The organism is Pseudomonas sp. HLS-6 (assembly GCF_002753995.1).
Taxonomy (GTDB): Bacteria; Pseudomonadota; Gammaproteobacteria; order Pseudomonadales; family Pseudomonadaceae; genus Aquipseudomonas; species Aquipseudomonas defluvii.
Genome location: NZ_CP024478.1, coordinates 3,329,722 through 3,342,698, shown reverse-complemented (window position 1 = coordinate 3,342,698; position 12,977 = coordinate 3,329,722). Strand labels below are relative to the sequence as shown.

The following is a 12,977-nucleotide window of genomic DNA, read 5'->3' as shown; positions in this document are numbered from 1 at the left end:
CGTTACTCCTTCGCCTCGTTGCGGCCGAGGTGGAATGCCGTTACCGCTGCAGCGAGCAGCAGCATCGAGGCCAGTTCCACCACCAGCAGGTAAGGGCCGAACAGGCTGATGCCGACGGCCTTGGCATCGACAGTGGTGTGGCCGATGCCAACACCACTTTGATTGCCGAACAGCACATAGAGCAGTTCCAGCAGCAGCAGGGCGCCGAGGAACACCGGCCCCGCCCAGATACCGGGCTTGAGCCAGTCGCGCTCCTGGCGAACCGAAGCCGGCCCCAGGTTGAGCATCATCACCACGAAGACGAACAGCACCATGATGGCGCCAGCGTAGGCGATCACTTCCAGTACGCCGGCAAACGGCGCGCCGAGGGCGAAGAAAGTCATCGCCACGGAGATCAGCGAAATGATCAGGTAGAGCAGGGCGTGTACCGGGTTGGTGTTGGTGATCACCCGAAGGGTGGACACCACAGCGACACCGGATGCGAAATAGAAAGCGAATTCCATCTTTCTTCCTTAAGGGAGCAAGCTCTTCACGTTGATCGGCTCGGCTTCGTTCTGCGCAGCGCCTTTCGGCTTGCCGGCAACCGCCATACCTGCAACACGGTAGAAGTTGTAATCAGGGTTCTTGCCGGGGCCGGAGATCAGCAGATCTTCTTTCTCGTACACCAGGTCCTGACGTTTGAACTCGGCCATTTCGAAATCCGGCGTCAGCTGGATCGCGGTGGTCGGGCAGGCTTCCTCGCAGAGGCCGCAGAAAATGCAGCGCGAGAAGTTGATGCGGAAGAACTCGGGGTACCAGCGACCGTCGTCGGTTTCGGCTTTCTGCAGCGAGATGCAACCGACCGGGCAGGCCACGGCACACAGGTTGCACGCTACACAGCGCTCTTCACCATCGGGATCGCGGGTCAGGACGATGCGACCACGGTAGCGCGGTGGCAGGTAGACCGGCTCTTCCGGGTACTGCAGGGTGTCGCGTTTGCGGAACCCGTGGGAGAACACCATCACCAGGCTGCGCAGCTGGGTGTAGGTGCCTTTGATGATGTCAAAAATGTACTTCATGCTCTATATCCTCACTGAACCGCGCCGGCCGGCGTGTTCAACAACACGAGCGCGGCGGTCACCAGCAGGTTGATCAGGGTCAGCGGCAGGCAGAACTTCCAGCTGAAGTCCATCACCTGGTCATAGCGCGGGCGCGGGATCGAGGCGCGCAGCAGGATGAACAGCATGATGAAGAACGCGGTCTTCAGGGCAAACCAGAGGAACGGCAGTTGCGGCAGGATGCCGAACGGGCCGTGCCAGCCACCGAAGAACAGTGTTACCAGCAGTGCCGAGATCAGGATGATGCCGATGTACTCACCGACGAAGAACATGCCCCATTTCATACCGGCATATTCAATGTGGTAACCGTCGGCCAGTTCCTGTTCCGCTTCCGGCTGGTCGAAGGGGTGACGGTGAGTCACGGCAACGCCAGCGATGAAGAAGGTGCAGAAGCCAAAGAACTGCGGAATGATGAACCACAGGTTCTGCGCCTGGTAGTCGACGATGTCGCGCATGTTGAACGAGCCAACCTGCGCCACGATGCCCATCAGCGCCAGGCCCATGAACACTTCGTACGACACGGTCTGGGCCGAAGCCCGCAGGCTGCCGAGCAGTGCGTACTTGTTGTTCGACGACCAACCGGCGAACAGTACGGCGTAGACCGACAGGCCGGCCATGGCGAAGAAGAACAGCAGGCCGATGTTCAGGTCCGCGACACCCCAGGTCGGGGTGATCGGGATGATCGCGAAGGCAATCAGCAGAGCACTCATGGCCACGACCGGCGCCAGGGTGAAGATCACCTTGTCGACGAAGGGTGGGTTCCAGTCCTCCTTGAAGAACATCTTCAGCATGTCGGCAGCGATCTGGAACATGCCGAATGGGCCGACGCGGTTCGGACCGTAACGGTCCTGCCACCAGCCCAGCAGGCGCCGCTCGACGAAGCTGAGCAGCGCGCCGCAGACCACCACGGCCAGCAAGACCACGATGGCCTTGACGACGGTGATGATCACATCGATCACTTCAGGGGTGAACCAGGTCATTGTGCTGCCTCCTGCAGGCCTTCGACGGTGTGACCGAAGATGGCTGGCGGGATACCGGCCAGGCCTTTCGGCAGGGCAACCAGGCCAGCGCCCAGTTCCTCATTGATACGCAGCGGCAGACGCAGGGTCTGGCCGGCGACGTTCAGGCTGAGCATGGCGCCGTCGTTGACACCCAGGCGGTCGGCTTCGGACTTGGCCAGGGCGACGTAGGCTTGCGGGATACGCTCTTGCACCGGTGCTGCGCGCGAAGAGTTCTCTTCACTGCCGAACAGGTGATAGAACGGCACCGCTTGCCAGGTACCACGAGCCGGTGCGAAGGCGCCAGGAATGTTGGCGAACCAGTTCAGCTTGTCGCCCTGGCTTTCGATCAGGCGGGTGCCCGGATCGCCAGCGCGCAGGTGACCACCGACTTCGTCCTGGAACTTGTTCCAGGCTTGTGGCGAGTTCCAGCCCGGTGACCAGGCAAACGGCACTTGCTGACGCGGTTCAACCGAACCCGAATAACCTTCCATGGAGAAGGAAAACGCGGTGTCCTGGTCTTGTGGGGTACGCGGCTCGTGTACGCTGATGTTGGCGCGCATGGCGGTACGACCGGAGTAGCGCAGCGGTTCGCGGGCCAGTTTCAGGCCTTTGATACGGAATGCCGCCGACGGTGCCGCGTTGACGATGCCCGCCAGTTGCGGGGCCGCTGTTGCGCAGGCGCTGGTGACATGGTCCAGTTGGGTCCAGTCCACCGGCTTGTTCAGCAGGGTTGAGCGCAGGGCGTGCATCCAGCGCCAGCCTTCGTGAACCAGGATCGAAGCGTCCATGTAGGTCGGATCGAACACCTGGAAGAAACGCTGGGCGCGGCCTTCGAGGCTGACCAGGGTACCGTCGCCTTCAGCGAAGGTAGCCGCAGGCAGCACCAGGTGGGCGCGGTCAGTGGTCGGGGTCTTCTGGTGGTCTGCAACGATGACAACCTTGGCGGCCGCCAGCGCAGCATCGACCTTGGCCGCTGGCAGGCGGCTGTACAGGTCGTTTTCCAGTACGACGATGGCGTCGGCTTTGCCGGAAATCACGGCATCCAGCGCGGCATCGGCCGAGTCACCGCCGAGCATGGCAAGCCCGAGGCTGTTGGCTTCAGGGACGACCAGGCTCAGGGAGCCGTTCTTCTCGCGCAGCTTCAGCGCCTTGGCGATGTTGGCGGCGGCTTCGATCAGGGCCTTGGAGCCCAGCGAAGTACCGGCAACGACCAGTGGGCGGTTGGCAGCGACCAAGGCATCGGCGATGCGCTTGGCCAGGGCCAGGGCTTCGGCGTCCAGCCCTTCAACGGCAGGGGCGCTTGGGTCGATGGCGTGGGCGACGGCGAAACCGAGGCGAGCCAGGTCATCCGGGGATGCGTGTACGCATTCTTCGGCGACGTCATCGAGCTTGGTTTCGGCCAGGCTGGCGATGAACAGCGGGTACATGGCGTGTTGGCCGATGTTTTTTACCGCAGCGTCGAGCCAAGGCTGAACACGCATGGCGTCGGCCATGGCCTCGGCCTTGCCCTTGACCGACTGGCGCAGGGCCAGGGCAACGCGGGCAGCCGTTTGGGTCAGGTCTTCACCGAGGACGAACACGGCGTCGTGGTCTTCCATCTCGCGCAGGGTTGGCACCGGCAGCGGGCTGTCGTTCAGCACCTGCAGAACCAGGCGCACCTGCTCAAGTTCAGCGGCTTCCATACCCGAGTAGAAGTGTTCGGCACCGACCAGTTCGCGCAGGCCGTAGTTGCTTTCCAGGCTGGCGCGTGGCGAGCCGATACCGACGATGTTGCGACCACGCAGCATATCGGCCGCTTGATCGAGGGCGGCGTCCAGGCTCAGTTTCTGGCCATTGGCGAGCAGCGGCTGGCGTGGGCGGTCTTCACGGTTGACGTAGCCATAGCCGAAGCGGCCACGGTCGCACAGGAAGTACTGGTTAACGGAGCCGTTGAAGCGGTTCTCGATACGGCGCAGTTCGCCATAACGCTCACCCGGGCTGATGTTGCAACCGCTGGAGCAGCCATGGCAGATGCTCGGGGCGAACTGCATGTCCCACTTGCGGTTGTAGCGCTCGGAGTGCGTCTTGTCGGTGAACACGCCAGTCGGGCAGACCTCGGTCAGGTTGCCGGAGAATTCGCTCTCCAGGGCACCGTCTTCGACGCGGCCGAAGTAGACGTTGTCGTGGGCACCGAAAACGCCCAGGTCAGTACCGCCTGCGTAGTCCTTGTAGTAACGCACGCAACGGTAGCAGGCGATGCAGCGGTTCATCTCGTGAGCGATGAACGGGCCGAGTTCCTGGTTCTGGTGGGTACGCTTGGTGAAACGGTAGCGGCGCTCGTTGTGGCCGGTCATTACCGTCATGTCTTGCAGGTGGCAGTGACCGCCTTCCTCACAGACCGGGCAGTCGTGCGGGTGGTTGGTCATCAGCCATTCGACGACGCTGGCGCGGAACACCTTGGCTTCTTCGTCGTCAATGGAGATCCAGCTGCCATCGGTGGCGGGGGTCATGCAGGACATGACGATACGACCACGCTTGTCGTTCTCGTCGGTGTACTGCTTGACCGCGCACTGGCGGCAAGCACCGACGCTACCGAGCGCCGGGTGCCAGCAGAAATAAGGAATGTCGAGGCCGAGCGACAGACACGCCTGTAACAGGTTGTCTGCGCCGTTGACTTCGAGCTCTTTGCCGTCTACGTGGATAGTGGCCATGGTTCAAAGTTCTTCGTTGGCCCGCGTCTGCGGGCGTGGCTAATGGAAAACTGTGTGCTTGCAGCCCGCGACAGGCGGACCCGGGCGAGCTGTGCAAGCAGCGGGTGGCACGGACCACCCGCGTTCTATTCGTTATGCGCCGACGACAATCGGCTTCGCCAGGTCCGGGCGCACGCCTGCGTTCGCAGCAATGCCAGCCTCGAATTCCGGGCGGAAATATTTGATCGCGCTGCCCAATGGCTCCACGGCACCCGGTGCGTGCGCACAGAAGGTCTTGCCTGGGCCGAGGAAACCGACCAGACCCAGCAGGGTCTCGATGTCGCCCTGCTGGCCCTGGCCTTTCTCGAGGGCGCGCAGGAGCTTGACGCTCCATGGCAGGCCATCGCGGCACGGGGTGCAGAAACCACAGGATTCACGGGCAAAGAACTCTTCCATGTTGCGCAGCAGCGAGACCATGTTGACGCTGTCGTCCACGGCCATGGCCAGGCCAGTACCCATACGGGTGCCAACCTTGGCGATGCCACCGGCGTACATTTGTGCGTCCAGGTGCTCTGGCAGCAGGAAACCGGTACCGGCACCACCAGGCTGCCAGCACTTGAGCTTGAAGCCGTCGCGCATGCCACCGGCATAGTCTTCGAACAGTTCGCGAGCGCTGACGCCGAATGGCAGTTCCCACAGGCCAGGGTTCTTCACCTTGCCGGAGAAGCCCATCAGCTTGGTGCCGTGGTCTTCGCTGCCTTCGCGGGCCAGCGATTTGTACCAGTCGATACCGTTGCCGACGATCGCCGGCACGTTGCACAGCGTCTCGACGTTGTTAACGCAGGTCGGCTTGCCCCACACGCCAACGGCGGCAGGGAAGGGCGGCTTGGAGCGCGGGTTGGCGCGGCGACCTTCGAGGGAGTTGATCAGTGCGGTTTCTTCACCGCAGATGTAGCGACCGGCACCGGTGTGGACGAACAGCTCGAAGTCGAAGCCGCTGCCGAGGATGTTCTTGCCCAGCAGGCCGGCGGCCTTGGCTTCTTCGACCGCACGGTTCAGGTGCGCGGCTGCGGTGACGTATTCGCCACGCAGGAAGATGTAGCCACGGTAGGCTTTCAGCGCGCGGGCGCTGATCAGCATGCCTTCGATCAGCAGATGGGGCAGTTGCTCCATCAGCATGCGGTCTTTCCAGGTGTTGGGTTCCATTTCATCCGCGTTGCACAGCAGGTAGCGGATGTTCATGGATTCGTCTTTGGGCATCAGGCCCCATTTGACGCCGGTCGGGAAGCCCGCACCACCACGGCCCTTGAGGCCGGAGTCCTTGACGGTCTGGACGATGTCGTCCTGGGACATTTGCCCCAACGCCTTGCGGGCGGCAGCGTAGCCGTCCTTGGCCTGGTACTCGTCGAGCCACACCGGCTGGCCGTCATCGCGCAGACGCCAGGTCAGCGGGTGGGTCTCGGCGGTGCGGGCAATGCGGTTGGCAGGCCCGAAGGAGGTAAGGGTCATACGTAGCCCTCCAGCAGTTTGGAGACGCCAGTCGGCTGTACGTCACCGAAGGTGTCGTCGTCGATCATCAGCGCCGGGGCCTTGTCGCAGTTACCCAGGCAGCACACCGGCAGCAGGGTGAAGCGACCGTCCGGGGTGGTCTGGCCGAGGCCAATGCCCAGCTCGCTCTGGATCTGGCTGACCACCGACTCGTGGCCGCCGATGTAGCAGACCATGCTGTCGCAGACGCGGATGATGTGCCGGCCGACAGGCTGACGGAAGATCTGGCTGTAGAAGGTTGCGACGCCTTCGACATCGCTGGCCGGAATGCCCAGGATCTCGCCGATGGCGTAGACCGCACCGTCAGGCACCCAGCCACGTTCTTTCTGAACGATCTTCAGGGCTTCGATGGACGCCGCGCGCGGGTCCTCGTAGTGATGCATCTCGTGCTCGATGGCCGAGCGCTCGGTTTCGCTCAGGGCGAAACGGTCGGTTTGGATAAGCGTGCTATTCATGCTTAGCGGTCCACGTCAGCCATAACGAAGTCGATACTGCCCAGGTACGCAATGAGGTCCGCGACCATGCTGCCGCGGATCACCGAAGGGATCTGCTGCAGGTGCGGGTAGCTCGGGGTACGAATCCGGGTGCGGTAGCTCATGGTGCCGCCATCGCTCGTCAGGTAGTAACTGTTGATACCCTTGGTCGCTTCGATCATCTGGAAGGATTCGTTGGCCGGCATGACCGGGCCCCACGAAACTTGCAGGAAGTGCGTGATCAGGGTTTCGATGTGCTGCAGGGTGCGCTCTTTCGGTGGCGGCGTGGTCAGCGGGTGATCCGCCTTGTACGGGCCTTCCGGCATGTTGCGCATGCACTGGTCGATGATGCGGATACTCTGGCGCATCTCTTCAACGCGGACCATGCAACGGTCGTAGGCATCGCCATTGTGAGCCAGCGGCACTTCGAACTCGAAGTTCTCGTAGCCCGAGTAAGGGCGGGCTTTACGCAGGTCGAAGTCCAGGCCGGTGGAACGCAGGCCAGCACCGGTGACACCCCACTCCAGGGCTTCCTTGGTGTTGTACTGGGCAACGCCGATGGTACGGCCGCGCAGGATACTGTTCTGCAGGGCGGCTTTCTCGTACTCGTCCAGGCGCTTGGGCAGCCATTCGACGAAGTCCTTGACCAGACGGTCCCAGCCACGTGGCAGGTCGTGGGCGACGCCACCGATGCGGTACCAGGCCGGGTGCAGACGGAAGCCGGTGATCGCTTCGATCACGGTGTAGGCACGCTGGCGGTCGGTGAAGGTGAAGAACACCGGGGTCATGGCGCCGACGTCCTGGATGTAGGTACCCAGGAACAGCAGGTGGCTGGTGATCCGGAAGAACTCGGCCATCATGATGCGGATGACGTCGACCTTCTGCGGCACCTTGATACCGGCCAGCTTCTCGACGGCCAGTACATACGGCAGGTTGTTCATCACACCGCCGAGGTAGTCGATACGGTCGGTGTAAGGAATGAAACTGTGCCAGGACTGACGCTCGGCCATCTTCTCGGCACCACGGTGGTGGTAACCGATGTCCGGAACGCAGTCGACGATCTCTTCGCCGTCCAGCTGCAGGACGATACGGAAGGCACCGTGAGCCGAAGGGTGGTTCGGGCCCAGGTTGAGGAACATGTAGTCCTCGTTGGCACCGGAACGCTTCATGCCCCAGGCTTCAGGGTTGAAGCGCGCGGCTTCTTCCTCGAGCTGTTGCTTGGCCAGGTTCAGGCTGTACGGATCGAACTCGGTGGCGCGGGCAGGGAAGTCCTTGCGCAGCGGGTGACCTTCCCAGGTCGGTGGCATCATGATGCGGGTCAGGTGCGGGTGGCCGGCAAAGTTGATGCCGAACATGTCCCAGACTTCACGCTCGTACCAGTTGGCGTTCGGCCAGATACCGGTGACGGTTGGCAGGCTCAGGTCGCTCTCAGACAGGGCGACCTTGATCATTACGTCACTATTACGTTCGATCGAGAGCAGGTGGTAGAACACACTGAAATCGGCGCCCGGCAAGCCACGGCGCTGGGTGCGCAGACGCTCGTCCACACCGTGCAGGTCATAGAGCATGACATACGGTTTGGGCAGGTTGCGCAGGAACGTCAGTACTTCGATCAGCTTGGCGCGGGTCACCCACAGCACAGGCATGCCGGTGCGGGTTTCCTGGGCGGTGAACGCCTCTGGGCCAAAACGATTGTTCAGTTCGACGACCACATCCTGGTCGTCAGCCTTGTAAGGCGGGATGTAAATAGCGGTGTCCGCTGTCATGGTCTCGGTCGCTTTCGGTCAACGTAGAGAATGAAGCCAGGCCGCCTGTTCCGCAGAGCAGGCAGCAGGTCGCTGGATCAGACTTCGTCGGGGCTGCGCAGGTTGGTGACCTGGATGCGCTGTTCACGACGCTGCTCTTTCTGTGACGGCATCTCGGCGCGGTATACGCCTTGATCACCGACAACCCAGGAAAGAGGGCGACGCTCCTGGCCAATCGACTCCTGCAGCAACATCAGGCCTTGCAGGAATGCTTCAGGGCGAGGCGGGCAGCCAGGCACGTAGACATCCACGGGGAGGAACTTGTCGACCCCCTGAACGACCGAGTAAATGTCGTACATGCCGCCAGAGTTCGCGCACGAACCCATGGAGATGACCCACTTGGGTTCGAGCATCTGCTCGTACAGGCGCTGAATGATCGGCGCCATTTTGATGAAGCAGGTGCCAGCGACGACCATGAAGTCGGCCTGACGCGGTGATGCCCGGATGACTTCGGCGCCGAAGCGGGCGATGTCGTGGGGCGCCGTGAAGGCCGTAGTCATTTCCACGTAGCAGCAGGAGAGGCCGAAGTTATAAGGCCACAGGGAGTTTTTACGCCCCCAGTTCACCGCGCCACTGAGCACATCTTCAAGTTTGCCCATGAAGATGTTCTTGTGGACCTGGTCCTCTAGCAGCGAATCGGAGACGGTTTCCCGTTCTCCGATGGGGTACTGCTCGTTAGGCGCATCCGGATCGATTCTGGTGAGATTGTATTGCATTGCCAAAGCCTCATTGTTTCAGCTTCGCTTGCCGCTTGCGACGACCTACGGGAGCCCAATCGAGCGCCCCTACTCGCCAAAGGTAGACAAGACCTGCCAACAGAATTGCTATGAAAACGAGTGCTTCGACGAATCCGGTCCAGCCGCTTTCGCGGACAGACACAGACCATGCAAAGAGAAAGAGGGCTTCGATATCGAAGATCACGAACAGCATCGCGACCAGATAGAATTTTGCCGAAAGGCGCAGACGTGCGCTGCCGGTAGGCAGCATGCCGGATTCAAAGGGTTCGTTCTTGCTGCGGCCCCAGGCCTTGCTGCCGAGCAGGCTGGACAGACCGAGCATGAAGGCGCACAGGCCGACGACACCCAAAAGGAAAATGGCAAAGCCCCAGTTGTGGGCGATGAGTCCTGTCGAATCGGGCATGCTGAAAATCCTTAACAGAGCGCTTGGGTCTCTGAGCTTGAAAGAAGTAGAGCAGTGACGATATGTCGCAGCGGGATCTATCGGGCTGATTTTATGGGTAAAGCGGGTGCAAGTAAAATTTCTGCAGCAAATTAATTCGTTAGATTAAGAACAAAAATCTTTCGTAACACGCTGCAGGCCGCATAGGCTGGGCATTGCCTCACCTTTTGTTAATTATGTTTCTTGCTTGGTGTAATGAACGACAAGATTGTTAATGATAATTGATATCATCTGGCGCGACTGTTTATTAGCGCCTTCTGTTGCCTGGAAGTTCCTGCTCATAGTGCAGTGTCCATAATTTTTTGCGTTTACCTATTTAGCAGCTTTTTTCCTGGGTTGTGCCGCCTTGGATCAATGCTTCGGTGCGTTGGTTGGTGGCTCATGAGGCAGTCCACCCTGTAGGAGCAGGGCTTGCCCGCGATGCAGTCACCGCGCACTCACGGGCACTCCGCCGAAGCATCCCAGGTGCGCCTGTAGGGGCGCTGATGGGCTTCCCTGGCTCTCGCTCATGGTAGGTGCAAAAAAACCCGGAGCCCCATCACAGGCCCCGGGTTTTCAGTTCTACCCGAATATCAGCTACTGATCATTGATCAGTGGAACTGCTCTTCTTCGGTGGAGCCGGTCAGTGCGGTTACCGAAGACGAGCCGCCCTGAATCACGGTGGTCATGTCGTCGAAGTAGCCGGTGCCGACTTCCTGTTGGTGAGCAACGAAGGTGTAGCCTTTGGACGCGTCGGCGAACTCCTGCTCCTGCAGCTTCACGTAGGCAGTCATGTCGTTGCGGGCGTAGTCGTGCGCCAAGTTGAACATGCTGTGCCACATGTTGTGGATACCCGCCAGGGTGATGAACTGGTGCTTGTAACCCATGGCCGACAGTTCGCGCTGGAACTTGGCGATGGTCGCGTCGTCCAGGTTTTTCTTCCAGTTGAAGGAAGGCGAGCAGTTGTAGGACAGGATCTGGTCTGGGTATTCCTTCTTGATCGCTTCGGCGAAGCGACGAGCTTCGTCCAGGTCTGGCTTGGCGGTTTCACACCAGATCAGGTCGGCGTACGGCGCGTAGGCCAAGCCGCGAGCGATGGCTTGATCCAGGCCGGCGCGTACTTTGTAGAAGCCTTCCTGGGTGCGTTCGCCGATCACGAATGGCTGATCGTACGGGTCGCAGTCGCTGGTCAGCAGGTCGGCGGCGTTAGCGTCGGTACGGGCCAGAATGATGGTCGGTACGCCTGCAACGTCGGCAGCCAGACGGGCAGCGGTCAGCTTCTGAACGGCTTCCTGGGTTGGAACCAGTACTTTACCGCCCATGTGGCCGCATTTCTTCACGGAGGCCAGTTGGTCTTCGAAGTGAACGCCAGCAGCGCCTGCTTCGATCATGTTCTTCATCAGTTCGTAGGCGTTCAGTACGCCACCGAAACCGGCTTCGGCGTCCGCTACGATCGGAGCGAAGTAGTCGATGTAGCCGTCATCGCCTGGGTTCTTGCCGCCTTTCCACTGGATCTGGTCGGCACGACGGAACGAGTTGTTGATGCGCTTGACCACAGTTGGAACCGAGTCCACTGGGTACAGCGACTGGTCTGGGTACATGGACTCGGCCGAGTTGTTATCGGCAGCCACTTGCCAGCCGGACAGGTAGATAGCCTGGATGCCGGCCTTGACCTGTTGTACTGCCTGGCCGCCGGTCAGGGCGCCCATGCAGTTGACGAAATCTTTTTCGGGGCGGAAGGATGGGTGGGCACCTTGGGTAACCAGGTTCCACAGCTTCTCGGCACCCATGCGGGCCAGGGTGTGCTCTGGCTGGACCGAGCCACGCAGACGGACAACATCAGCAGCGGTGTAGGTACGGGTCACGCCTTTCCAGCGCGGGTTTTCGGCCCAGTCTTTTTCGAGGGCTGCAATTTGCTGTTCGCGTGTCAGTGCCATGAAAATAAACCTCGTCGCATAGGTCTTGGTAAAAATGTTCGCTCTGTCGGCTGCGCTGTTTATTTACAGGGGCAGCACCGATTGCTCGCAGATCAGAAGCATTGGCGATCAGTCGTGTTTGGCGAAATGTGCGACGGTTGAACGAGTGAGGCTCAAGGGGGAAGTGAGCAGGTAGTTGGCGCTTCTGGTGACTGCAGGTTGGCTCGTGGTTGCCGTGCTGCGATCCCTGATGGGCCGTGTACCGTTTGATGCGCTTCCGTCCCTCGGGACAACTTCGTTCCAGTCGCAATCTCGTCAAACGCCTTGTGGGCTGTACAGACACGAATCGGCTCAGTTGGGTAGGTTTAGAGCGCGACTCGAAGGCCCTTGCCAGGGCCTCTGATTAGCGGGAGCGGGGCCATCATGCCTCTGCGATTTGAGGCCGTCAAATGTTTTGTAGTGCTTTTTTGTGGTTACTACATCTTTGGTCTAATAAGACTCGTCAGTCAGTTCCGAGGCCGTTGGTCGAGGCCTTGATTTCCCAGGGATCAGTCCAATGCATCGACTTTTACCCGCAACGTCATGTTTTCACCGCGTTGAGTCGAGTAGGTGAAGGCCTGAGTGTTGCGTTCCGACTGGCTTTGCTGGTTGTTGCCAGCCAGTGTGATCCATTCCCCTAGTTTTCCTGTGACTTTTGTGTCGGTACTTTGAACGTTCACTACATCGGGGCGTTCCTGGCTCATCCGGTCGTTGTTGGTGCTGATGTTCAGGTGCACGGTCTGGCCGGTGACGCTTGCGGTCACGTAGAAACCTTGCGTGACATTGCGGTACTCCGTCTGGCTTTGCAGGCGGCCATAGGTGTCGGTCTGGGTGGTGGTCAGCGGGATGCTCTGGCCCACCTGAATCAGTGCCGGTACGCCTTCGCTGGCCTGAACTTGTTGCAGGCCGCCTTCGCGGTTGGCTGTGCCGTAGCGAATGACGCGTGCGTTGCCGCGATTGTCCTGAAAGTTGCTGTCGTTGTTGTCAACGCTGATCAGCAGGCGCCGTGGCGCGGTATCGAGCTGTTCAAGGAGGGTGCGAAGCTCGTCAATCTTGTCGGGGGCGGCTTTGACGATGAGTTTGTTTTCAAAGGCGCTGACGCTGCCGTCCTTGCCGAGAAAGGACTGCGCGGCGGGGAGGATTTCGGCGCTGGTCCGGTGGCTCAGTGGCAACACTTCAGTGGCGGCCAGGGTGCTGAGGCTGAAGGACAGCAGTATTGAGGCGAGAAGGGGGCGTAGCGGCATGTCCATGATCTCCGCGGGTGGAGAGGA

Annotated in this window: 11 protein-coding genes; all 11 read right to left on the bottom strand. The window is 60.6% G+C overall.

Going from position 1 to position 12,977, the window contains the following annotated elements; all coding sequences use genetic code 11:
* Window positions 1-2: 2 nt before the first annotated feature.
* The gene (gene nuoJ / locus CS390_RS15595; protein WP_065758533.1) at window positions 3-503 is read right to left on the bottom strand and encodes an NADH-quinone oxidoreductase subunit J; all 501 of its coding nucleotides are present in this window, start codon (window positions 501-503) and stop codon (window positions 3-5) included.
* A gap of 9 nt (window positions 504-512) precedes the next feature.
* Complete coding sequence (gene nuoI / locus CS390_RS15590) at window positions 513-1,058, bottom strand: NADH-quinone oxidoreductase subunit NuoI (protein WP_065758534.1); 546 nt, start codon at window positions 1,056-1,058, stop codon at window positions 513-515.
* A gap of 11 nt (window positions 1,059-1,069) precedes the next feature.
* Complete coding sequence (nuoH, locus tag CS390_RS15585) at window positions 1,070-2,077, bottom strand: NADH-quinone oxidoreductase subunit NuoH (RefSeq protein ID WP_065758535.1); 1,008 nt, start codon at window positions 2,075-2,077, stop codon at window positions 1,070-1,072.
* Window positions 2,074-4,788, bottom strand: a complete 2,715-nt coding sequence (nuoG, locus tag CS390_RS15580) for an NADH-quinone oxidoreductase subunit NuoG (RefSeq protein ID WP_065758536.1) — start codon at window positions 4,786-4,788, stop codon at window positions 2,074-2,076. Before nuoG ends, nuoH begins: the two co-directional genes overlap by 4 nt.
* Window positions 4,789-4,920: 132 nt before the next feature.
* The gene (gene nuoF / locus CS390_RS15575; RefSeq protein ID WP_065758537.1) at window positions 4,921-6,276 is read right to left on the bottom strand and encodes an NADH-quinone oxidoreductase subunit NuoF; all 1,356 of its coding nucleotides are present in this window, start codon (window positions 6,274-6,276) and stop codon (window positions 4,921-4,923) included.
* Entirely contained in the window at window positions 6,273-6,770 is a 498-nt protein-coding gene (gene nuoE / locus CS390_RS15570) for an NADH-quinone oxidoreductase subunit NuoE (RefSeq protein WP_099775293.1), read from the bottom strand. Before nuoE ends, nuoF begins: the two co-directional genes overlap by 4 nt.
* Window positions 6,771-6,772: 2 nt before the next feature.
* Window positions 6,773-8,554: an NADH-quinone oxidoreductase subunit C/D gene (gene nuoC, locus CS390_RS15565; RefSeq protein WP_099775292.1), complete on the bottom strand. Its 1,782-nt coding sequence runs from the start codon at window positions 8,552-8,554 to the stop codon at window positions 6,773-6,775.
* Window positions 8,555-8,631: 77 nt separating this feature from the next.
* On the bottom strand, window positions 8,632-9,309 hold the full coding sequence (locus CS390_RS15560) for an NADH-quinone oxidoreductase subunit B (protein ID WP_065758540.1): 678 nt from the start codon (window positions 9,307-9,309) through the stop codon (window positions 8,632-8,634).
* A gap of 10 nt (window positions 9,310-9,319) precedes the next feature.
* Window positions 9,320-9,733, bottom strand: a complete 414-nt coding sequence (locus CS390_RS15555; RefSeq protein WP_065758541.1) for an NADH-quinone oxidoreductase subunit A — start codon at window positions 9,731-9,733, stop codon at window positions 9,320-9,322.
* 629 nt (window positions 9,734-10,362) lie between these two features.
* On the bottom strand, window positions 10,363-11,688 hold the full coding sequence (gene aceA / locus CS390_RS15550) for an isocitrate lyase (protein ID WP_099775291.1): 1,326 nt from the start codon (window positions 11,686-11,688) through the stop codon (window positions 10,363-10,365).
* Between the two features lie 527 nt (window positions 11,689-12,215).
* Window positions 12,216-12,950, bottom strand: a complete 735-nt coding sequence (locus CS390_RS15545; protein ID WP_065758557.1) for a secretin N-terminal domain-containing protein — start codon at window positions 12,948-12,950, stop codon at window positions 12,216-12,218.
* Between the last annotated feature and the right edge of the window lie 27 nt (window positions 12,951-12,977).

What these genes read in the sequence shown, in the direction of transcription:
- nuoJ (WP_065758533.1), bottom strand. Translation starts at nt 503, where the DNA reads ATGGAATTCGCTTTCTATTTCGCATCCGGTGTCGCTGTGGTGTCCACC.
- nuoI (WP_065758534.1), bottom strand. Translation starts at nt 1,058, where the DNA reads ATGAAGTACATTTTTGACATCATCAAAGGCACCTACACCCAGCTGCGC.
- nuoH (WP_065758535.1), bottom strand. Translation starts at nt 2,077, where the DNA reads ATGACCTGGTTCACCCCTGAAGTGATCGATGTGATCATCACCGTCGTC.
- nuoG (WP_065758536.1), bottom strand. Translation starts at nt 4,788, where the DNA reads ATGGCCACTATCCACGTAGACGGCAAAGAGCTCGAAGTCAACGGCGCA.
- nuoF (WP_065758537.1), bottom strand. Translation starts at nt 6,276, where the DNA reads ATGACCCTTACCTCCTTCGGGCCTGCCAACCGCATTGCCCGCACCGCC.
- nuoE (WP_099775293.1), bottom strand. Translation starts at nt 6,770, where the DNA reads ATGAATAGCACGCTTATCCAAACCGACCGTTTCGCCCTGAGCGAAACC.
- nuoC (WP_099775292.1), bottom strand. Translation starts at nt 8,554, where the DNA reads ATGACAGCGGACACCGCTATTTACATCCCGCCTTACAAGGCTGACGAC.
- CS390_RS15560 (WP_065758540.1), bottom strand. Translation starts at nt 9,309, where the DNA reads ATGCAATACAATCTCACCAGAATCGATCCGGATGCGCCTAACGAGCAG.
- CS390_RS15555 (WP_065758541.1), bottom strand. Translation starts at nt 9,733, where the DNA reads ATGCCCGATTCGACAGGACTCATCGCCCACAACTGGGGCTTTGCCATT.
- aceA (WP_099775291.1), bottom strand. Translation starts at nt 11,688, where the DNA reads ATGGCACTGACACGCGAACAGCAAATTGCAGCCCTCGAAAAAGACTGG.
- CS390_RS15545 (WP_065758557.1), bottom strand. Translation starts at nt 12,950, where the DNA reads ATGCCGCTACGCCCCCTTCTCGCCTCAATACTGCTGTCCTTCAGCCTC.